This window comes from uncultured Halopseudomonas sp. (assembly GCF_963977355.1).
In the GTDB taxonomy this organism is placed as follows: domain Bacteria; phylum Pseudomonadota; class Gammaproteobacteria; order Pseudomonadales; family Pseudomonadaceae; genus Halopseudomonas.
The window spans coordinates 80,360-101,728 of sequence record NZ_CAXBOV010000007.1 but is presented as its reverse complement, the minus strand read 5'-3'; the positions used below and the strand labels follow the sequence as shown (position 1 = coordinate 101,728).

21 protein-coding genes are annotated in these 21,369 nt (G+C 56.0%); 19 read left to right on the top strand and 2 right to left on the bottom strand.

Annotated elements, in window-relative coordinates; all coding sequences use genetic code 11:
- Positions 1-21 precede the first annotated feature (21 nt).
- The 19 genes from AAC076_RS05290 (at position 22) to pseI (ending at position 20,130) form a co-directional block, all read left to right on the top strand.
- Complete coding sequence (locus tag AAC076_RS05290) at positions 22-945, top strand: branched-chain amino acid transaminase (protein ID WP_339843374.1); 924 nt, start codon at positions 22-24, stop codon at positions 943-945.
- A 93-nt stretch (positions 946-1,038) separates the two neighbouring features.
- The gene (gene waaF / locus AAC076_RS05285; RefSeq protein ID WP_339843373.1) at positions 1,039-2,085 is read left to right on the top strand and encodes a lipopolysaccharide heptosyltransferase II; all 1,047 of its coding nucleotides are present in this window, start codon (positions 1,039-1,041) and stop codon (positions 2,083-2,085) included.
- Between the two features lie 3 nt (positions 2,086-2,088).
- Positions 2,089-3,150, top strand: a complete 1,062-nt coding sequence (waaC, locus tag AAC076_RS05280) for a lipopolysaccharide heptosyltransferase I (RefSeq protein ID WP_339843372.1) — start codon at positions 2,089-2,091, stop codon at positions 3,148-3,150.
- Positions 3,150-4,271, top strand: coding sequence for a glycosyltransferase family 4 protein (locus AAC076_RS05275; RefSeq protein WP_339843371.1), 1,122 nt, complete (start codon positions 3,150-3,152; stop codon positions 4,269-4,271). Before waaC ends, AAC076_RS05275 begins: the two co-directional genes overlap by 1 nt.
- The gene (gene rfaP / locus AAC076_RS05270; protein WP_339843370.1) at positions 4,268-5,083 is read left to right on the top strand and encodes a lipopolysaccharide core heptose(I) kinase RfaP; all 816 of its coding nucleotides are present in this window, start codon (positions 4,268-4,270) and stop codon (positions 5,081-5,083) included. The genes AAC076_RS05275 and rfaP overlap by 4 nt, the downstream gene beginning before the upstream one ends.
- Entirely contained in the window at positions 5,080-5,826 is a 747-nt protein-coding gene (locus tag AAC076_RS05265; RefSeq protein ID WP_339843369.1) for a lipopolysaccharide kinase InaA family protein, read from the top strand. The genes rfaP and AAC076_RS05265 overlap by 4 nt, the downstream gene beginning before the upstream one ends.
- On the top strand, positions 5,823-6,590 hold the full coding sequence (locus AAC076_RS05260) for a lipopolysaccharide kinase InaA family protein (protein ID WP_339843367.1): 768 nt from the start codon (positions 5,823-5,825) through the stop codon (positions 6,588-6,590). The genes AAC076_RS05265 and AAC076_RS05260 overlap by 4 nt, the downstream gene beginning before the upstream one ends.
- Before the next feature lie 78 nt (positions 6,591-6,668).
- Complete coding sequence (locus tag AAC076_RS05255; protein WP_339843366.1) at positions 6,669-7,442, top strand: lipopolysaccharide kinase InaA family protein; 774 nt, start codon at positions 6,669-6,671, stop codon at positions 7,440-7,442.
- The gene (locus AAC076_RS05250) at positions 7,439-8,884 is read left to right on the top strand and encodes a lipopolysaccharide kinase InaA family protein (RefSeq protein ID WP_339843365.1); all 1,446 of its coding nucleotides are present in this window, start codon (positions 7,439-7,441) and stop codon (positions 8,882-8,884) included. The genes AAC076_RS05255 and AAC076_RS05250 overlap by 4 nt, the downstream gene beginning before the upstream one ends.
- A 118-nt stretch (positions 8,885-9,002) precedes the next feature.
- A complete protein-coding gene (locus AAC076_RS05245) occupies positions 9,003-10,748 on the top strand; it encodes a carbamoyltransferase (RefSeq protein ID WP_339843364.1) in 1,746 nt (581 codons plus the stop codon).
- Positions 10,745-11,848: a hypothetical protein gene (locus AAC076_RS05240; protein WP_339843363.1), complete on the top strand. Its 1,104-nt coding sequence runs from the start codon at positions 10,745-10,747 to the stop codon at positions 11,846-11,848. The genes AAC076_RS05245 and AAC076_RS05240 overlap by 4 nt, the downstream gene beginning before the upstream one ends.
- A 10-nt stretch (positions 11,849-11,858) precedes the next feature.
- Complete coding sequence (pseB, locus tag AAC076_RS05235) at positions 11,859-12,857, top strand: UDP-N-acetylglucosamine 4,6-dehydratase (inverting) (RefSeq protein WP_339843362.1); 999 nt, start codon at positions 11,859-11,861, stop codon at positions 12,855-12,857.
- Between the two features lie 2 nt (positions 12,858-12,859).
- Complete coding sequence (pseC, locus tag AAC076_RS05230; protein ID WP_339843361.1) at positions 12,860-14,014, top strand: UDP-4-amino-4,6-dideoxy-N-acetyl-beta-L-altrosamine transaminase; 1,155 nt, start codon at positions 12,860-12,862, stop codon at positions 14,012-14,014.
- Positions 14,011-14,544, top strand: a complete 534-nt coding sequence (locus AAC076_RS05225) for a GNAT family protein (RefSeq protein WP_339843360.1) — start codon at positions 14,011-14,013, stop codon at positions 14,542-14,544. Before pseC ends, AAC076_RS05225 begins: the two co-directional genes overlap by 4 nt.
- Entirely contained in the window at positions 14,531-15,418 is an 888-nt protein-coding gene (locus AAC076_RS05220; protein WP_339843359.1) for an aldo/keto reductase, read from the top strand. Before AAC076_RS05225 ends, AAC076_RS05220 begins: the two co-directional genes overlap by 14 nt.
- A complete protein-coding gene (locus AAC076_RS05215; protein ID WP_339843358.1) occupies positions 15,415-17,442 on the top strand; it encodes an aminotransferase class III-fold pyridoxal phosphate-dependent enzyme in 2,028 nt (675 codons plus the stop codon). Before AAC076_RS05220 ends, AAC076_RS05215 begins: the two co-directional genes overlap by 4 nt.
- Positions 17,442-18,551, top strand: a complete 1,110-nt coding sequence (gene pseG / locus AAC076_RS05210; RefSeq protein ID WP_339843356.1) for a UDP-2,4-diacetamido-2,4,6-trideoxy-beta-L-altropyranose hydrolase — start codon at positions 17,442-17,444, stop codon at positions 18,549-18,551. The genes AAC076_RS05215 and pseG overlap by 1 nt, the downstream gene beginning before the upstream one ends.
- Positions 18,548-19,078 (top strand): UDP-4-amino-4,6-dideoxy-N-acetyl-beta-L-altrosamine N-acetyltransferase, encoded by a 531-nt coding sequence (gene pseH / locus AAC076_RS05205; protein ID WP_339843354.1) that lies wholly within the window; start codon positions 18,548-18,550, stop codon positions 19,076-19,078. The genes pseG and pseH overlap by 4 nt, the downstream gene beginning before the upstream one ends.
- Entirely contained in the window at positions 19,075-20,130 is a 1,056-nt protein-coding gene (pseI, locus tag AAC076_RS05200; protein ID WP_339843353.1) for a pseudaminic acid synthase, read from the top strand. Before pseH ends, pseI begins: the two co-directional genes overlap by 4 nt.
- A gap of 2 nt (positions 20,131-20,132) precedes the next feature.
- Here pseI and AAC076_RS05195 read toward each other — a convergent pair whose 3' ends face one another.
- Together AAC076_RS05195 and AAC076_RS05190 are read right to left on the bottom strand one after the other, a co-directional pair.
- Positions 20,133-20,681, bottom strand: a complete 549-nt coding sequence (locus AAC076_RS05195; protein WP_339843352.1) for a serine acetyltransferase — start codon at positions 20,679-20,681, stop codon at positions 20,133-20,135.
- Positions 20,682-20,713: 32 nt separating this feature from the next.
- Positions 20,714-21,316 carry a lipopolysaccharide kinase InaA family protein gene (locus AAC076_RS05190; RefSeq protein WP_339843351.1) on the bottom strand — a complete coding sequence of 201 codons (603 nt, stop codon included), beginning with the start codon at positions 21,314-21,316 and terminating at the stop codon, positions 20,714-20,716.
- Positions 21,317-21,369: the final 53 nt, after the last annotated feature.

The window sequence follows — 21,369 nt, the reverse complement described above, 5'->3', positions numbered from 1 at the left end:
CATATTATGGAGCGGGCTGCAATGTCGATGGCCGATCGTGATGGCTTTATCTGGTTTGACGGCGAAATGGTGCCTTGGCGCGACGCCAATATTCATGTGCTTACACATTCTCTGCATTACGGCATGGCCGTATTCGAGGGTGTACGCGCCTACAAGACGCCGGATGGCACCGCAATATTCCGGCTCGATGCGCACACCGACCGGCTGTTCGATTCAGCTCACATCATGGGCATGAAGATCCCCTTCAGCAAAGAGGAGATCAACGAAGCCATGCGCGCTGCAGTGCGTGACAACAATCTGGAAACCGCTTACATCCGCCCGCTGGCATTTTACGGATCCGAAGGCATGGGAATCCGGGCTGACAACCTCAAGGTACACGTGACAGTCGCCGCCTGGCATTGGGGCGCTTACATGGGTGATGAAGCGCTGGAACGCGGTATCAAGATCCGCACAAGTTCCTTTACTCGCCACCACGTCAACATCACGATGACTCGGGCCAAGGCCAGCGGCGCTTACATGAACTCCATGCTGGCGCTGCAGGAAGCCGTATCTGCCGGTGCAGATGAAGCCTTGCTGCTGGATCCAGAAGGTTACGTGGCTGAAGGGTCGGGCGAGAATATCTTCATCATCAAAGGCGGAGTGATTTACACACCCGAGGTGACTGCCTGTTTGAACGGTATTACCCGTAGTACGGTTCTGACACTGGCACGCGAGCTGAATATTCCGATTGTTGAGAAGCGCATCACCCGGGATGAAGTCTATATTGCCGATGAAGCCTTTTTCACCGGTACAGCCGCGGAAGTAACGCCCATTCGCGAATTGGACTGCCGTCAGATTGGTGCGGGTCACCGGGGCCCTATTACCGAGAAGCTGCAGAAGGCCTACTTCGATCTGGTCAACGGCCAGAGCGGCGCTCATCCTGAGTGGCGGACGCTTGTCCGGTGAGCGCTCTGCCGCAAGCGTCGAGCTGCACCCCCTTCTTTACGGGGTGCACGCTACTGACTTGCCGCCTGAAACGTGCGGTCTGACGCTGAGTTTATGAATATTCTTATTGTTGGACCCAGCTGGGTCGGGGATATGGTGATGGCGCAAACGCTGTTCACCTGCCTGCGTAACCAGCATGGCCCAGACTGCAAGATCGACGTGCTGGCTCCAGACTGGAGCCGGCCGATTCTCGAACGCATGCCGGAAGTCAGGCAGGCGCTCAGCTTTCCGCTGGGGCATGGCGCACTTGAGCTTGGTACTCGCCGGCGTATAGGCAAGGAGCTGGCAGGGTGTTACGACCAAGCCTTTGTTCTACCCAATTCGCTCAAGTCCGCACTGGTCCCCTTCTTTGCCGGGATTCCCATGCGGACCGGTTGGCGTGGCGAAATGCGCTATGGCTTGCTCAACGACGTGCGAGTGCTGGACAAGGCGCGTTATCCGCTCATGATCGAACGTTTCATGGCTCTGGCTTTTGCGCCTCAAGTTGCAATATCCCAGCCCTATCCAAGACCCGCCTTAAAGATCGAGAATGATAGCCGCGAAGCAGCGCTTGGCCGTTTTGGCCTGGCCCTGGATCGACCAGTGCTGGCTCTTTGCCCGGGTGCAGAGTTTGGCGAGTCCAAGCGTTGGCCGAGCGAGCATTATGCTGCTGTGGCGGATGAGAAAATTCGCCAGGGTTGGCAGGTGTGGATTTTCGGCTCGAAGAAGGACCATCCGGTCGGCGAGGATATTCGCCAGCGCCTGATACCTGGATTACGTGAAGAGTCAGTCAACCTCTCGGGTGAGACCAGTCTTGCCGAAGCAATCGATCTGCTGTCCTGTGCCGGCGCTGTAGTCAGTAACGACTCGGGCCTGATGCATGTGGCGGCGGCGCTGGATAGGCCTCTTGTTGCTGTCTATGGATCCACCTCACCCGGATTCACACCGCCTCTGGCTTCCAGCGTGGAGACTCTGCAGCTGGGCCTCGAATGCAGCCCCTGTTTCGATCGTACTTGCCGGTTTGGCCACTACAACTGCCTGCGCGACCTGCGCCCCGGTCTTGTCGTAGCGGCACTTGATCGTCTTGTCGGCGAGCCTCTTGCCGACCCGCAGGACAGCTGACCCATGCGCGTACTACTGATCAAGACCTCCTCCATGGGGGACGTGATTCATACCCTGCCTGCCTTGACCGATGCGCGCCGGGCGATTCCCGATATCGAGTTCGACTGGGTGGTGGAGGAGGGATTTGCCGAGATTCCGGCCTGGCATCCGGCAGTTGCGCAGGTCATCCCTGTGGCTATTCGTCGCTGGCGCAAGAACCCGCTGAAAACCTTGCGTAGCGGCGAGTGGAAGAGTTTTCGCCGCCGCCTGAAAAGCACGCGATATGACCTGATTATTGATGCTCAGGGTTTGCTCAAGAGTGCATTTCTGACCCGCTACGCCCAGGGCCCGGTGGTCGGGCTCGACCGTACTTCGGCCCGGGAGCCGCTTGCCAGCCGGTTTTATGATAGTGGTATCGACGTGCCCTGGGGCCAGCATGCGGTCGAGCGAGTGCGGCAGTTATTCGCCACTGCCCTTGGCTATCCGTTGCCGACCGGAATGGGGGACTACGGGCTCGATTGCGAGTATTTCAACGGTGGACCTGTCACTCAGCCCTATGTGCTTTTTCTACACGGTACCACCTGGGCCTCAAAGCACTGGCCAGAGTTGTATTGGCGCAGGCTGGCTGAATTGGCGAGAGAGCAGGGCCTTGAGGTGCGGCTGCCCTGGGGTAGCGCTGCCGAAAAAGCCCGGGCCGAGCGAATTGCCGACAGTCTTGATGGTGTGCAGGTATTACCTCCAATGCAGCTGGCAGGGATTGCGCGAATCATCGCCGGAGCCCGCGCCTGTGTTGCGGTCGACACCGGGCTTGGCCACCTTGCCGCTGCCCTCAATGTACCCGGCATCTCCCTGTTCGGGCCAACCAATGCCGGATTCACCGGCGCCTATGGTAGCGCTCAGATTCATCTGGCGAGTGATTTTCCCTGCGCGCCGTGCATGCAGAAGCGCTGCGTATATACTCCCACGCCTGCTGATGCCCGCGAGTTCGATCTGCACAGCGAACAACCACTATGCTTTACCCGGCTGTCTCCCGACAGAGTCATGACTCAACTGGAAGGACTGTTGGCGCAAGAGAGAGCGCTCTGATGCAACTGGCTTTTGTACTTTACAAGTATTTTCCCTTTGGCGGGCTGCAGCGCGACTTCATGCGTATCGCCCGCGTATGCCAGGATCGTGGACATGCTGTCCGGGTCTACACGCTGATCTGGGAAGGTGAAGTCCCTGACGGATTCGAAGTATTGGTCGCGCCGGTGAAAGCGTTCTCCAATCATCGTCGTAACGAGAAATTTACCGCTTGGGTTCAGGCGGATCTGGCGAGGCGACCAGTCGACCGGGTCGTTGGATTCAACAAGATGCCAGGCTTGGACGTCTATTACGCAGCTGACCCCTGCTTTGAAGACAAAGCGCAAACGCTGCGTAACCCTCTTTATCGCATTGGGGGTCGGTATCGCCATTTCTCAGAGTATGAAAACGCCGTTTTTGCCCCCGAGCGTGGCACGGAGATCCTGATGATCTCCGAGGTACAAAAGCCCCTGTTCATGAAGCACTACCGTACCCCCGAGGATCGGTTTCACCTGCTGCCCCCGGGTATCGCACCCGATCGTAGAGCCCCACCCGACGCCGCCGCACAGCGCGCAGCCTTTCGCAGTGAATTCGGTTTAGGTAGTGACGATCTTCTGCTGCTGCAGGTGGGCTCCGGCTTCAAGACCAAGGGCCTGGATCGATCCATTGCGGCGCTCGCGAGTCTGCCCGCGAATCTGCGCAAACGCACACGGCTGATTGTTATTGGTCAGGACGATGCCAAGCCGTTTCAGATGCAGGCGCGGGCCGCCGGCTTGAGCAAACAGGTCGAATTTCTCGCCGGTAGGGATGACGTACCCCGTTTTCTGCTGGGCGCAGATTTGTTGGTGCATCCTGCCTACAATGAGAACACCGGCACCGTGTTGCTCGAAGCGCTCGTAGCGGGTTTGCCAGTGTTGGTTACTGACGTCTGTGGCTATGCACATTACATTGAAGAAGCGGACTGCGGGCGTGTGATTCCGACGCCCTTCGAGCAGCACCAGTTCAATAAGACCTTGTTACAGGTTCTCGAGGATCGTGAAGTCCGTTTGCGCTGGCATGACAATGCGCTGGCGTTTGCCGACCGCGCGGATCTTTATAGCCTGCCGGACAGAGCTGCTGATGTGATTCTGGGAGAGACGCTTTGACTTTGCACCTATCCGAACCCTTTGCCACTCTCTGGGCGGGCCGGGATGCGTTTCGCCAGGTCGAGGAGCTTCAGGGTGAGGTGTTTCGCGAACTGGAGGCACGGCGCACGTTGCGCACCGAGGTTGCCGGTCAGGGATATTTCGTCAAGATTCATCGTGGTGTCGGCTGGGCTGAAATCCTGAAAAACTGGCTAACCTTGAAACGACCTGTGCTGGGTGCCGATCAGGAATGGAAAGCCATTGGTGTCCTTACCGCTGCGGGGGTCCCCACCATGACAGCGGTTGCCTTCGGTGAACGCGGGGTGAATCCGGCTAACCTTCACTCCTTCATCATTACCGAAGAGCTCGCGCCAACGGTCAGTCTTGAGGATTTCAGTCAGGACTGGCTGGTCAATCCGGCGCCGCCAACGCTTAAGCGGGCTTTGATAATTGAAGTGGCGCGCATGACCCGTAACATGCATGGGGCGGGTGTGAACCATAGAGACTGCTATATCTGTCATTTTCTGCTGCACACCGACAGGCAGCCAACAGCTGAGAATTTCAAATTGTCGCTGATTGATCTGCACCGGGCCCAGATTCGTAACAAGGTGCCGCGTCGCTGGCGCGACAAGGACCTGGCCGGGTTGTACTTCTCGGCACTGAATATTGGTCTCACACGCCGCGATAAGCTGCGTTTTTTACGCGAATATTTCGCTCGACCGCTACGTCAGGTGCTTTCTGATGAAAGTGCTCTGTTGGCAATGCTTGAAGCCAAGGCCGGGCTTCTTCAGGCGCGCTTCGAGCGCAAGTATGCCAAGGGTCCTGATGCATGACGGGTTGGACGCTTAATCCAGAGTATGCAACCGGGGTCAGTGGAGAGCACTTTGCGGACCTCGATACGGTGTTTGCACTGGAGGGAGAGCAAATCACCAGCGACCCGATCAGTACTGTCCATAAGGTGTGGGTTGCCGACCGCTACTATTACGTCAAGCGTTATACCGGGGCAGGCAAGAATCTGCGCCGTTATATCGGGAGGGCGCGGATTCAGGCGGAATGGGAGAATCTGCAGCACTTTCAGGCATGGGGTATACCCTCTGCGATTATTGTCGGTTTCGGCCTGGAGCGTCGCAATGGTGCCTTTTTCCGTGGCGCGCTGGTTACCCAAGAGCTTTCCGATACAGCAGATCTTGCCCAGATAGCCAAAAGTAACGATCCGCGTTTTCGCAACCCTGCCTGGGTCAATCATGTTTCGCGGCAGGTCGCACACGCAACACGCATGATGCACGATCAGAGGTTCGCCCATAACGATCTCAAGTGGCGGAATATTCTGGTTGATGAAAAAACCTACCCCGATGTTTTCATGATCGATTGCCCCAGTGGCTCGTTCTGGTGGGGCCCGCCGCTTGAGTACCGGATCATCAAGGACCTCGCCTGCCTCGACAAACTGGGCAAGCAGGTCCTTACGCGGACCCAGCGACTGCGCTTCTATTTTGATTACTGTGAAAACCGTCGTCTGACGGCTAGAGACAGAAAACGTATCAAAGCTATCGTGGCGTTTTTCAGGGGGCGCGAATGACCAGTCCAGCCTTTATCGCAGTGAATGCGCGCGACGTTCTGGCCCGCCACGGACTTGATAGCTTTGACAGCCTCTGGCGTTACGGTGATGCAGAGAATGGTTTGGCGCCCTCGCGTGGCAAGGGCTGGAAAAAGGTCGTGCGTATCGAGCTTGAAGATGCCAACGGCGCCCCCCAGAGTTTTTATCTCAAGCGACAGGATCACCAGTTGGCGCGCAGTTTCAGACATCCGCTGGGCGAGCCGACATTCGCCCGCGAGTTTCGCGCTATCCAGCATTTTGCGCACCAGGGTATTCCTGCACTGGAGGCAGCCTTCTTTGCCCAGCGCTGCGAAGGAGGACATAAACAAGCGATCTTGCTTACCCGCGCCCTGGATATCTACAAGCCGCTCACCTGGTGGTTCGAGCGCTGGCAAACCCTGGCCTGGCGCGACAGGCAGGATCTGATTCTGGCTGCTGCGGCGCTGGTTCGCTCTCTGCACAATGCCGAGCGGATGCACAATAGCCTCTATCCGCGACATATCTTTCTCAAGCTTGACGCAGATGGCGCAGGGGCGCGGCTGATCGATCTGGTAGAGACCCGGCATGCCTGGTTTGGCGAGCGCGACAGGGTTCGGGATTTGCGTAGCCTGCTGCGCAAGAGCCATGTGGCGACGCCAGGACAGAAGCTACGGTTTTTGTTGGCTTATACGGGTAAAAAACGCCTGACGGCTTATCCTAGAAACCTTTTGTCGCAGTTGTTGACCCGTGCCGGGCTCAGGCGATAGTAGGCCTTACTCGATGAGCTCCAAGTCGTTAACTGCAATTTGCGTTATCCTTGTTACATATTCAGGTTGGGAATGAACATGAACGAGGATTTTTTTGCGGCGGGCGAGAATGGAAAATTGCTTGCTCGCCACGGTTTGAACAACTTCGAAGCCTTGTGGGATCTCAAGCTCGATGCAGTAGATGCACCAAATACCACTCGTGGTGGCTGGAGCACGGTTTATCGTATGGATCTTGAAGATGAATCAGGTAAACAACATGGCTTTTATCTCAAGCGTCAGGATAATCACCTGACCCGGAGCCTGTGGCACCCCTTCGGTGAGCCTACCTTTGCACGGGAATATAGAGCAATTCGTATCTATGCCCGTGACAAGATTCCAGCTTTGGAGGCTGTTGCCTTTGCTCAGCGTCGCCATGCAGGTCATCAACGTGCCTTGCTGGTGACAAAAGCTCTGGATCATTATGCGCCTCTGGATCAGTGGCTTGAAGGATGGAAGAAACTTCCACGCACGGAAAGGAAAAGACTGATCAGGGCCATCGCAACGCTCGTCAGTCGCTTACACCGGTCTGGTAAGGTGCACCATTGCCTTTACGCCAAGCATATCTTTATCAGGATGGACGCCGACGTTGCCAAGGCACGCCTTATCGATCTGGAAAAAACCCGTCGAAGCTGGCTTGGCAAACATGATCTGATATCCGATCTTGCCACCCTTAACCGTCGTACGACGCAGCCTACGCGCACCCAGAGGCTGAGCTTTCTGTTGGCTTACCTCGACAAGCGCAAGGTCGACGATGAAGTTCGCGTTTGGGTAAGACGAATCGGTAAGCGCATTCAAAGGAAATCAGTAGCTTGAGTCAGAGCGTTATTCATATCCTGCGCGAGGCAGGTCGAACGCCTCCGTTACCCTTGACGCTGGCGACACCCTCTGGGGAGTTGACGGTGACCAATTGGTTGCGTGTGTTGCCGCAACGCCGGCTGGTTGGTGTGGGTAAGCTTGCCGGGCAAGCTGTTCTGGTCAAACTCTTTATTGCCAATCGTGCAAGGCAGCACTGGCAGCGTGAGATTGACGGTCTGGCTGCACTTCAGGCGGCGCAACTGCAGACGCCAGGTGTTCTAGCCAAGGGTGCGCTGGCGCCGGAAGGTTTTTTTATTTGTACTGACTACCTTGAAGAAGCCGTGACTCTGCAGCAGATGTGGAGTGAGCTGGGCAGGTTATCCAATAGGTTACAGCCCTCGCCTGAGAATCCCGAAGCCATAACCTTATTAGGGCGAGCATTGAGCAGTATCGGTCTCTTGCATCGCGCCGGCCTGATTCAGTCCGATCTGCATATGGGTAATTTCCTGTTGCACGGTGACCAGGTCCACGTGATTGATGGTGACGCGGTCATTGCCTTGTCCCAGGGTCAGCCCTTGAGTGCAAAAGACGCAGAAAAAAATCTGGCAGTCTTCTTCGCCCAGCTCGACTCTTGCTGGGATTCGCTGGTCGAGTTGTTACTCATAGACTACTTGCAGGTTAACGCCGAGCGAGCGCTCAACCCTGATCGGCTGATGGTGCAGGTGCGGGAGGTACGGCTCAAGCGGTTGAACGACTGGCTGTCCAAGGCGGTGCGTGACTGTACGCATTTTTCAGTACGCCGTTGCTGGACCCGCTTTGCCGCTGTCGTGCGTGAACAGGCCCTTGCCTTGGGCCCCATTCTGGATCATCCGAATGCGCCCTTCGCGGGTGCGCCCACCCTGAAAGATGGCGGCAGCAGCAGCGTCACCCTGGTCGAGACCGCTGAAGGATCTCTGGTCGTCAAGCGCTACAACATCAAGGGCATCTTGCACTGGCTGACTCGCTTCTGGCGACCGAGTCGAGCCTGGCACTCGTGGCTGGCTGGTCATCGGTTGCAGTTTCTGGGAATTGCCACGCCAGCGCCCCTTGCGATGATAGAGAGCCGCTTCGGACCTCTGCGCCGCCGTGCCTGGTTGGTCACTGAATATTGTCCTGGACAGAATCTCCTTGAGCTCTTCGGCGCAGACGGCCTTCATCCGCCAAACGATCAGCAGGGGGCGGCGCTTTTGGCCATGACCAGCCAGCTCTTTGAAGCGCGGATCAGTCATGGGGACTTCAAGGCAACGAACCTTCTTTGGGATGCTGGTCAGGTCTGGTTGATAGATCTGGATAGTATGCAGGCGCACAACTCAGAATCTGCATTCCAGGCGGCCTGGGCCAAAGACAGGGCGAGGCTGGTGCGGAACTGGCCAACGGGCAGCCCGCTGGCTATCTGGCTCGATGCTCGCTTGCCCCGCTGAGGCCCATTGCTCGGGCTTGAGTCCTCGTGCTCGGTCGTAACAAGGCAAAGGGGGCGCGATAGCGCGTATCCGTGTAAAATCTCCGGTACATTGATAGCTGTTCTGACGAGGCAAACCTGTGGCATTGACTATTCTCGGACTCTCCGGCGCACTGAGCCATGATCCCTCTGCGGCCCTGTACATTGACGGCAAGCTGATTGCAGCAGTGGAGGAAGAGCGTTTCGTGCGGGACAAGCATGCCAAGAATCGCATGCCCTATGAATCGGCCAAGTTCTGTCTGGAGCAGGCGGGCATCACACCAGCGGATGTCGACATAGTCACCATTCCCTTTGCACCTATCAGTATCTTCGGCAAGGCCCGCTGGCACTATGCCAAGCGTTACTGGTACGCGCCGGACAGAGCACTCGATGCCATTCTGATGGGCAATCGCCGTTTCAATCGCTATCGCAAGAAGATCCTCTGGTGCCTGGAGCAACTGGGCTTCGATGCCAAGAAAGTGCGTCTTGAGCCGGTCGAGCACCACCTGGCACACGCCTCAAGCGCCTACCATTGCTCGGGTTTCAAGGAAAAGACGGCCATCATGGGTATCGATGGCAAGGGTGAGTACGCGACCACTTTTTTCGGCTATGGCGAGAATGGCAAGATCCACAAGATCAAGGAATTCTACGATCCCGATTCCCTGGGCGGTCTCTACGGCGCGTTGACCGAATACCTGGGCTTTGAAATGCTCGATGGCGAGTTCAAGGTCATGGGCATGGCGCCCTACGGTGATGCGAGCAAATATGATTTTTCGCGCCTTGCCAAATTCGAGAATGGCGAGCTGATCATCAATACCGATTACGCAAACGTGATCGGTTTCCGTCGCTATAAGGAGAAGGGCAAAGGCTATTACTTCTCACCCAAGTTGATCGAGTGGCTGGGCCCCAAGCGCGAAGGCGACATCGCCGACGACCCCTATATCCACTACGCCGCCAGCATGCAGGCTTTGTTCGAGAAGCTGGCGTTGGAGATGATGGAGTACTACCTGGGCGACATCCTGCGCGAAACGGGCAAGATTGCCTTTGCCGGTGGCTGCGCCCTGAACGTAAAACTCAATCAGCGCATTATTGCCCGTCAGGAAGTAAAGGAGCTGTTCGTGCAGCCGGCCTCGGGCGATGCGGGTACCGCCGTTGGCGCGGCAGCCTATATCTCGGAGCAAAACGGCGTGCCGGTGGAGAAGATGGAGCATGTCTATCTGGGCCCCAGCTACAGCAACGAAGACATCATTGCTGCGTGCGCCCGTCATCCGGGCAACCCCCAGTGGGAAAAGCTCGAGGACGTCACCGGAGAAATTGCCAAAGTGCTGCACGAGGGCAATCCGGTTGCCTGGTTCCAGGGTCGGATGGAGTTTGGTCCGCGCGCACTGGGTGGCCGCTCCATCATTGGCTGCCCCAGCGTCAAGGGCGTGGCCGATCGCATCAACGCTCAGATCAAGTTCCGCGAGCGCTGGCGCCCGTTCTGCCCGTCCATGCTCGATACTGTTGCTCCGCAGATGCTCGGCATGGATCACCCGTCGCCTTTCATGACCTTCACCTTCGAAGTGAACGACGAATGGAAGAGCCGTGTGCACGAGGTTGTGCACGAGGACGGTACCGCACGCGCCCAGGTACTCAAGCGTGACTATAACCCGCGCTACTACGATCTGATGAAAGAGCTCGAAAGGGTTACTGGCAATGGTGTCGTGCTCAACACCTCACTGAACCGCCGCGGTGAACCGATGGTGTGCTCACCCAAGGATGCGCTGGACATGTTCTTTGGGTCGGATCTGGAGTATCTGATCATGGAGGATATTCTGGTGGTGAAAAAGGCTGACGAGAAGGAATGAGCGCTGGCGATGTAGTGTATTTCTCGAAGATGTTTCAGGCAGTGCCTCACCTGGCCCAGGTGGGCGCGCAGCTGCCTGGTGTATTCGTGTCCAGCCGCCGCTCTACCTTGAAGGCCGTAAACAACCTTTATCCTCAATTCGAGACAGCGCGATATTCACGCTATTTTGGTCCTTTGGCCAAAGGCAATCGTTTACTCAAGAAAGCGGATGTTATTGTCACTGGTTCGCCCTACGGGTCGTTCCTTGCACCCTACACAGCTGCAAAAAAATGCACTGTATTCCACGGCACCTACATGATGCTGAGCAGGGACGCGTTGTTGAGAAACAGTCATTTTGATCTCTTGTGCGTGATCGGACCTCGCATGCAGGGCATGATCGAACGCTTTGCTCCGGAAATTGCGTTGCATACAGTGGAAACCGGATTTCTTCCTTTTTGCGAGTACCCCGAACGCTCGGATTCCTTGCGCAGTGCGGTACTAGCCGGTCTGAACCTTGACCCTGCCAACCGCACAGTTGTGTACACGCCCAGTCGACGCGGTATCGGCTCCTGGGAGCGAGTGGCTGAGCAACTGATACGTACTGCGCCAGCGCACTTCAACCTTATCCTGAGGCCGCACCCCAGTCAGGGGTTGACCTCCAGGTCTCGTGATCGGGCCAGCTTCAAGCGAGTTCAGTCGCTCATCTCCCAGCGCCGTAATGCGATGCTGGACCTGACCTCGCAGCCATTGCCTGTTGCGTTAGCTGTGGCTGACCTTGTGTTGTCGGATGCCAACTCCCCAGCGGAAGAGTCGCTGTTTTACGATTTGCCGCAATTTTTCATTGAAACACCGGAATTCTCACGCGCTACGCTGGCTCAATTGGGCAAGCGTGAGGAGATGCACCCGACTGATCTTGATCGATTGCTTGGGTTGTATGATTGCGGTACGTCGGAGTTTGTTGACAATCAATGCGACTTTTCCGACTCTCTGGACAAAGCAATCGATGAATCTGCCCGTTATGCCGAACAACGCCAGGTCTATTTTTCCTGGGTGTTCGGCGCCCGTGACCGCGATGCCAACCGGCGTGTAGCTGAAGCTATCAAAACTCATTTGCTCGTATAGGCCCCTGTATATGTTCAACAACAAGACTATTCTTATTACTGGCGGCACTGGCTCCTTTGGCAACACATTCGTGCCCATGACGCTGGCCAAGTACAACCCGAAAAAGATCATCATTTTTTCCCGGGATGAAATGAAGCAGTGGGACATGGCCAAGAAGTTCGAGGATGACCCGCGGTTGCGTTTCTTCATCGGTGACGTGCGTGACAAGGACCGGCTTTACCGTGCATTGGACGGGGTGGATTATGTGGTCCACGCGGCAGCGACCAAGATCGTACCGACTGCCGAATACAACCCCTTCGAGTGCATCAAGACAAACGTATTCGGGGCGATGAACCTGATTGATGCCTGCATCGACAAGGGCGTGCAAGGCGTTGTTGCGCTCTCAACCGACAAGGCCAGCAGTCCGATTAACCTGTATGGGGCGACCAAGCTCACGTCGGACAAATTGTTCGTTTCCGGAAACTCCTATGCAGGCGAACACGGTACCCGCTTTTCTGTAGTGCGTTACGGTAACGTGATGGGTTCCCGCGGTTCTGTCATTCCCTTCTTCATGTCGATCAGGGACAAGGGCGTGTTACCTATCACTGACGAGCGGATGACCAGATTCATGATCTCCCTGGAAGAGGGTGTTGAGCTTGTATGGCATGCCTTTGAAGACATGGAGGGAGGGGAAATCTACGTGAAGAAGATTCCGTCCATGAAGGTCACAGACCTGGCCCGTGTAGTCGCGCCGGAGGCCAGACAGGAAGTCGTTGGAATCAGAGCGGGCGAGAAGTTGCACGAACAGATGATCAGCGCTGAAGATGCCTATTACACCTACGAGTATCCGGAACATTTCAAGATACTGCCGGTGATTAACAATTGGAGCAACTCGCCAGAACGTATCAAGGACGGCAAGAAAGTGGCCGAAGGTTTCGTCTATTCCAGCGACAATAATGCCGAGTGGATGACTGACGCTGATCTGCAGAAATGGATTGACGATAACCGCGAAAAAATCGGGAATATCTGATCATGATTCCTTATGGCCGGCAGGAGATTACCGAAGAGGATATCGAGGCTGTGGTCGCGGTACTCCGCTCCGACTTCCTCACCCAGGGACCCATGGTTCCTCGTTTTGAGGCGTCGGTTGCGGAGCATGTCGGCGCCCAGCATGCGCTTGCCGTCAACAGCGCAACCTCAGCACTGCATATCGCCTGTCTTGCACTTGATCTGACTCCTGGCGACCTGTTGTGGACTTCACCGGTTACTTTCGTCGCGTCAGCCAATTGCGGTTTGTATTGCGGTGCCGACGTTGATTTTGTGGATATAGACCCACGTACCTATAACCTGTGCCCGGTCGCGCTGGAAATCAAACTCGAACGCGCTGAGGCGGCTGGTCGGCTTCCCAAGGTTTTGGTGGCAGTGCATCTGTGTGGGCAGCCTTGTGACATGGCCCGTATTTACGCCCTGTCGCAACGTTATGGCTTTCGGATCGTAGAGGATGCATCCCATGCGATTGGCGGCAAATACCAGGGTGAATTCATTGGTAGCGGACGTTACAGCGATATCACGGTCTTCAGCTTTCACCCGGTGAAGATTGTTACCACTGCAGAGGGTGGCATGGCGCTGACCAATGATGCTGTACTGGCAGATCGAATGAACAGGCTGCGCAGTCATGGGATTACCCGTGAACCGGAGCAGATGACCCACGCCTCCGACGGCCCCTGGTACTACCAGCAGATCGACCTGGGCTTCAATTACCGTATGACTGAACTGCAGGCGGCACTGGGTGTCAGCCAGATGCACCGACTAGACCAGTACGTCGCCGCCCGTCATGCGCTGGCCAGACGTTATGACCGTGAACTGGAAAGTCTACCAGTGGTCATTCCTTGGCAGCATCCGGATAGCTATTCCGGCTTGCACCTGTACCCGATTCGCCTGGACCTGACGCGTACCTCACGCAGTCACCGCCAGGTATTCGAGTCGTTACGCGAAAAAGGCATTGGAGTGAACCTGCACTATATCCCGGTTCATCTGCAGCCTTACTATCAACAGCTGGGTTTCAATCCTGGCGACTTCCCAGAGGCCGAGCGCTATTACAGCGAGGCGGTCAGCCTGCCGATGTTTCCCGGCTTGACCGAGGCGCAACAGGACGAGGTGGTCGATGCGTTGCGGGCAAGCCTATGAGCGTCCTGGAAACAGAGCGCCTGCTCCTGAGGCCCTTGACCGAGGCTGATGCCAGCCAGCGTTATGCAGGCTGGCTGAATGATCCTGAGGTCAACCAGTACCTTGAAACGCGGCACTCGCTTCAGACAGTCGATAGTTGCCGGGAGTTTATTCGACAGTGCAATGCCGACCCGGGAAGCCATTTGCTTGGCGTGTTCCTCAAGGGGAGTGGGCAGCATATAGGCAATGTAAAGGTGGGCTTTATAAATGCCCTCTATGAGCACGGCCAGATCAGCCTGTTCATCGGCGAAAAGACCTGTTGGGGTCAAGGGTTTTCAAGCGAATTGGTGCGGGAAGTCAGCCGTTATGCATTCGCAAATCTGGGTCTCAACCGGCTAGAGGCGGGTTGCTATGAGGACAACCTGGCATCGCTGCGGGTCTTTCTGAAATGTGGTTATACGGTGGAAGGCTTTCTGCGCGAGCAGGTAACTCTCAATGGCAAGAGGATGGGGGTCTTCTGGCTTGGGGTGCTCAAGCATGAGTACAACTGAAACTCTTAGCAAACTGGCGCTCGGCACTGTGCAGTTCGGCCTGCCCTACGGAGTGGCCAATCAGCAGGGTCAGGTGCGCAGGGATCAGGCCAGCCTCATCATAGAGCGGGCGCGTCTGGCGGGTATCAGGACGCTCGACACTGCTATCGCGTACGGTACCAGCGAACAGGTTCTGGGCAGTATGGATCTGAGCGATTTCGATATCGTTACCAAGTTGCCGGCTTTGCCTGATGATTGCACAGATGTGGATGCTTGGGTCGCGTCTCAGCTCGACCAATCCCTTGCCAGGCTCAGTGTGGCAAGCGTCAACGGCCTGATGTTGCATCGTCCTGGCCAGTTGCTTGAAGCCAGAGGCGCAGAGCTTTTCCAAGCTATGCAGTCGCAGCGTGACCAGGGCCGGGTTGAGCGCATAGGCATTTCCATCTACGCGCCTGCGGAACTTGACGCGCTTTGTGACCGTTACCATTTCGATCTGATCCAAGCGCCATTCAATATAATGGATGACCGGCTAGCCGAGTCCGGCTGGCTGGATCGCTTGCATGCGTTGGGCACATCTCTGCACGTGAGGTCGGTATTTATGCAGGGTCTATTGTTGATGCCCGAGGGCACAAGGCCTGAAACATTTGACCGCTGGACCGACCGTTGGCAGGTCTGGCAAACCTGGCTTGATGATGTCGGGCTGACACCGCTCCAGGCTTGTCTGCGCCACGCCCTGTCAGTGCCCCAGATAGAAAAGGTCATAGTGGGTGTCGACAGCCCGACGCAATTGGCAGAAATTATTGACGCAGCCGGGGGGCATTGCCCGACCCGACCCAATGCCATTGGCTGTACCGACGAAGCGTTGCTTAACCCGTCTCTCTGGAATCTGTCATGAAAACCGTTGCCATTGTACAGGCGCGTATGGGCTCAACCCGGTTGCCGGATAAGGTCATGAAAATCATTGGCGGTCGCCCGATGATTGAAGTGTTGTTGCAGCGCCTGGCCAGAGCAGGAGAAGTTGACGAGATTGTTGTTGCGACCTCGATCGAGCCCCGTAATGACCGGCTCGTACAGCATGTGCGTCAATTGGGCTATCGTTGTGTGCAGGGAAGCGAAAATGATGTATTGAGCAGATTTATCACGGCTGCAGCGCAAAGCGATGCAGAGGTTATTGTGCGTATCACCGGCGACTGTCCGTTGGTCGATCCGGCTCTGGTCGATGAGGCGATACGCCGGTTCCGTGCTGCCGACGTGGATTATTTCACCAATGCTGCGCCCCCAACCTACCCCGATGGGCTGGATATCGAAGTATTCACCATGACAGCGCTCGAACGTAGTGCCAGGGAGACGAATAGCCCATTCGACCATGAACACGTTACGCCCTACCTTCGTGAGTCGGGACGCTTTCTGACGGATGTTATGCTCAATGCACAGGACCTCTCAGCGTTACGCTGGACAGTAGACGAGCCTGCTGATCTGGAAGTGGTCCAGCGTATCTTTCAGCACTTCGCGCCGGATCTGCACTTCGGATGGCAGGAGGTGCTCAAGCTCCAGCACGCGCAGCCTGAGCTGTTCAAGGCTAACCAAACCCTAATACGCAACGAAGGAGCCACCATGGGCACCGGACAAAAACTCTGGAAACGAGCCAAACAGGTTATACCCGGCGGCAACATGTTGCTGTCCAAGCGTCCCGAAATGTTCCTTCCTGAACAATGGCCCGCCTATTTCAGCAAGGCCAAGGGCTGCACCGTATGGGATATGGATGGCAACGAATTTACCGACATGTGCATCATGGGTATTGGCACCAATACCCTGGGTTACGGGCATCCGGAAGTGGACGACGCGGTGCGCGGCACGATCGACAGCGGCAATATGTCGACCTTCAATTGTCCGGAAGAGGTGTGGCTTGCCGAGCGATTGATCGAACTACATCCATGGGCGGACATGGTCCGTTACGCGCGATCCGGCGGTGAAGCCAACGCCATAGCCATCCGCATCGCCCGCGCAGCCTCGGGTAAAGACAAGGTCGCAGTATGTGGCTATCACGGCTGGCACGATTGGTATCTGTCGGCAAACCTTGGCGATGATGCGAATCTGGCCGGTCATCTGCTGCCAGGTCTGGATCCTAAAGGCGTCCCGGCCAACCTTAAGGGCACGGTCTTTCCGTTCAACTACAACAACTATGACGAGCTTGAAGCGCTGGTAAATCGCCATGACATAGGTGTGATCAAGATGGAAGTGGTCCGCAACATGGGGCCGGAAAACAACTTCTTGCAGCGAGTCAGACAGTTGGCTACAGACCGCGGCATAGTGCTTATCTTCGACGAATGCACGTCCGGCTTCAGGCAGTCCTTTGGTGGCCTGCACAAGCTTCACGGCGTGGAGCCGGACATGGCAATGTTCGGCAAGGCCCTGGGTAACGGTTATGCTATTACCGCGACTATAGGCCGTCGTGAAGTCATGGAAGCAGCGCAGTCGACCTTTATCAGCAGCACGTTCTGGACCGAGCGCATCGGACCAACTGCCGCACTGAAAACACTGGAAGTGATGGAGCGCGAGAAATCCTGGGAAACCATCACCCAGACAGGTCTGAACATCCGTGAGGGCTGGCAGAAGCTGGCAGACAAGCACGGCTTGAGCGTCAATCACTTCGGTTTGCCGGCCCTGACCGGTTTTACCTTTAATAGTCCTCATGCACTCGCTTACAAGACTCTGATTACGCAGGAAATGCTCGCCAAGGGCTATTTGGCGAGCAACGCCGTGTATGTCTGTACTGAACATACCAAGTCGGTGGTCGACGCTTATTTTGAACAGTTGGACCCGATCTTTGCCTTGGTCAAGGAGTGTGAGGACGGACGCTCGGTAGAAAGCTTGCTCAAAGGCCCTGTTTGTCATGGGGGGTTTAAAAGGCTTAATTGATGAAGCTGAATATCTGGTTTCGGGTGGATGCTGCAACCTGGATTGGTATTGGTCACGTTATGCGCTGTCTGACCTTGGCTGATGCAATGCGCAAGCTCGGACATAGCTGCCAGTTTATCTCCAGGTCACATGCCGGAAACCTGATAGCGCACATACGGAGTAAGGGTTACGCGGTTACTCAGTTACCCGGTATTGATAGGGTGTTATCAGGAGCGACGGCCGGATCGGTTCAACCCGATCATTCTTCTTGGCTTGGGTGCCATTGGAGCGAGGATGCAGCGCAGTCCCAGGCGGCCCTAGGAGACAGTTCGGTTGATTGGTTGATCATCGATCATTATGCGCTGGACTCGCGTTGGGAATCTGAGCTGAAAGCGGTTTGCGGCAGAGTAATGGTGATTGATGATCTGGCGGATCGTTCACACGATTGCGACCTGCTCCTCGATCAGACCATAGGGCGTCGTCCAGCGGATTACCTTCCCTGGTTAAAGAAGGGCTCCGAGGTGTTGTGTGGGAGTCAATACGCGCTGTTACGACCCGAGTTTGCCCGATTGCGTTCCAGTAGCCTTCTGCGGCGACGTACTGACGATATCCGTCATGTGCTGATCACCATGGGAGGCGTAGATCAGCATAATGCGACGGGGCAGGTGCTTAATGCACTGAATTGCACAGGGTTTCCCCAGGATGGCCGCATAACGGTGGTTATGGGTGCGACTGCGCCCTGGTTGGCGGAGGTGCGACAGCAGGCCGGCCAGTTGGCTATGTCGGTCGAGGTCAGGACAGATGTAATTGATATGGCCGAATTGATGGCAGTCAGTGATCTCGCTATTGGTGCGGCAGGTGCAACCTCCTGGGAGCGTTGCTGTCTTGGGTTGCCGGCTATCATGGTGGTGCTGGCAGCGAATCAAACCGGCGTTGCTGCAGGCTTAAAAGAGGTTGGTGCTGCCGAGATTATCGAAGATACGCTGCAGATTGGAGCAAGACTGCCGCGGCTAATCGAAACCCTGTTAGCCAGCCCCGAGCGTTGCAGGGAGATGAGTCAGCGTGCGGCGACCGTCGCCGATGGTTGCGGTGCCGGGCGGGTAGCACAGCGTCTGGAGGCGTTGATATGAACTCACAGGTCGCAGCCTTGCGCTCGATGAAGGAGACTGATCTCGAACGGGTGCTAACCTGGCGCAATCATGAGGATGTACGGCGGTTCATGTACACCCAACATGAGATTGGTACGCAGGAGCATCGGGCGTGGTTCGAACGCGCCTCCCTGGATCCCAGGCGCCACCTGCTGGTTTTCGAGGTAGATGATATGCCTCGGGCGTTTCTGGCAATCAATCTGACAGGTAGCGACACCGTCGCCGACTGGGGCTTTTATATTGCACCGGATGCGCAGCCGGGTACTGGTAGGGCATTGGGCGCTGCTGGCCTGCACTATGCGTTTGTCGTGCTGGGCCTGCACAAGATTTGCGGGCAGGCGCTGGGCTACAATGACCGCTCCATTCGGTTTCACGAGCGTCTTGGCTTCACCCGAGAGGGCGTGTTGCGCGATCAGCACTTCGATGGAAAAGATTATCATGCCATTGTCTGCTTCGGCCTGCTGGCCGAGGAATGGCGTACTGTACAAGCGCAAAAGAGTACATCATGAAAACGACACCCAGTATTCACATTGCGGGCCGCCGCATCGCTGCAGACGAGCCGCCCTACATCATCGCCGAACTGTCTGCTAACCATAACGGTAGCCTCGATACAGCGTTGAAAATCATCGAGGAGGCGAAGATCGCAGGTGCAGATGCGGTCAAGTTGCAGACCTACACAGCTGACACCATCACACTTGACTGCGACTCCGAAGAGTTCCAGATTCACGGCGGGCTGTGGGATGGAAAGACGCTCTACAAGCTTTACCAGGAAGCCCATATGCCCTGGGAGTGGCATGCTCCGCTTTTCGCCCGTGCCCGTGAACTGGGTATCACCATATTCAGCTCGCCCTTTGATACTACCGCGGTAGATCTGCTCGAGGATCTTGATACGCCTGCCTACAAGATTGCCTCCTTCGAGGCGATTGACCTGCCTCTGATTCGCTACGTGGCGCAGACCGGCAAGCCGATGATCATTTCCACGGGTATGGCAGATGCGGAGGAAATAGAGGAGGCCGTCGAGGCTGCTCGCTCGGGAGGCTGTCAGGAGCTGGCGATACTGCACTGCGTGAGCGGGTATCCCGCACCTGCCGCAGATTACAACCTGCTTACCATCCCTGACATGATGCGTCGACATGGACTGGTAACTGGTTTGTCTGACCATACGCTGGACAACACGACGGCTATTGCCAGTGTTGTGCTGGGCGCCTCGATCATTGAAAAACACTTTACGCTGGATCGTAGTGGAGGCGGCCCGGATGACAGCTTTTCGCTTCAGCCTGCAGAGTTGATGGAGCTGTGTCGGGATAGCAAAACCGCCTGGTCAGCACTTGGGCAAGTCGATTACGGCAGGAAATCCAGCGAGCAGGGCAACGCCCAGTTCCGACGTTCTTTGTATGTTGTCAGGGACATGAATGCTGGTGAAGCTTTTACCCTTGAAAATCTTCGAAGCATTCGGCCCGGGTATGGCCTTGCCCCCAAACATCTGGAAAGGGTACTGGGTAAACGATCTTCCCAGCCGATAAAGCGCGGCACACCCCTTAGCGAAGCTCTTTTGGCTTAGGTTTAGGAGGTCCTGTTTGGGCGGGTGAAGCTTTCCTTGCGTGTTATGTAGGTAACATCGTCTGGAATGTCCTTGTTGACGAAACTCATGGCGCCAATCCTTACATTGCTTCCAATGACCAGTCCGGAGCCAATGATGCATGTATGCGCGCCGATATCGACATTGTCTCCCAGAGTTATCGCCTGATTACCCACTTCGATTGAACCGATGGTGGTGCACTGGCGGATGCAACAGTTTTTGCCAATATGAACACCCGAGTAGATGATGATCGCAGTGGGGTGTCCGAGTGATAGCCCCTCGTCGATTTGGGCACCCAGCATGATCTCAACGCCGAATGTCCGAGTCAGTGACTTGTTTATCTGTTTGCCTATCGAGCGGGTGACACGATAAGGCAGGCTGTACAGATACTGGGAAAGCCTGAGCCAGAATAGACATTTGGACGAATTGCTTCGGCGCGCCCTGCGAATGAGGCGCCACCAGGAAAAGCGTTTTTTCGAGTCGAGTATCTCGACATGCCAGAATTGCTTCAATTGGGCAAAAGTGGAAGGCATGACAGTTCCTGGAGCAAAGCAGCAGAAGCGGATCAGGTTTTTCTGCTGTATGGGTCAATTACATTCCGAGCACTAGGATTAACCAACGCCCAGTCGTTCTGGTAACGCAACAAATGACGATAGTTCCGATTGCGCATTCGTCTGGATAGCGGCTTGCCCAGGCAGCGCATGTCGGAGATGTCGATCAAACCAAGTTCGCCAGCGGGCGTCAGTACGATATTACCCAAGTGCAGCGAGCGAAAATAGACTCCAATGTCGTGCAAATGTGTGATGAATTCGGCCAGCATGCCAAAGAGTTCGAGCTGTTCAAGACTGGGCTGCTGGTTGAGCATCTGCCGGAGCGTGATGCCTTCCAGAGGTTCGTAATGGACCACCGAGCGGTATGGGTCGGTCAGTTTGTACAGTTTGATGATGCGAGGGCAGGGTATGCCCAGACGCTCCAGCTCCTCGGCATTTTTTGCAAAGCGCGTCGCTGGTGGAAACAGCACGGTTTTTGAGAGCCAGCTCTTGCGGCGGAACAGTTTGAGATAGGAGCCGTCTTTCAGTCGCAGAACCTTCTCGCCATGGCCATCCTTTTCCACAACCTCGGCATCTCTGCGCATGGCTGCGAACTGCTCGCTACTCATTGACTGCATAGGGCTTTCCTGAACCAAAACGGCAGTTTACCTCACTTTCGCAGCGCTCGCTG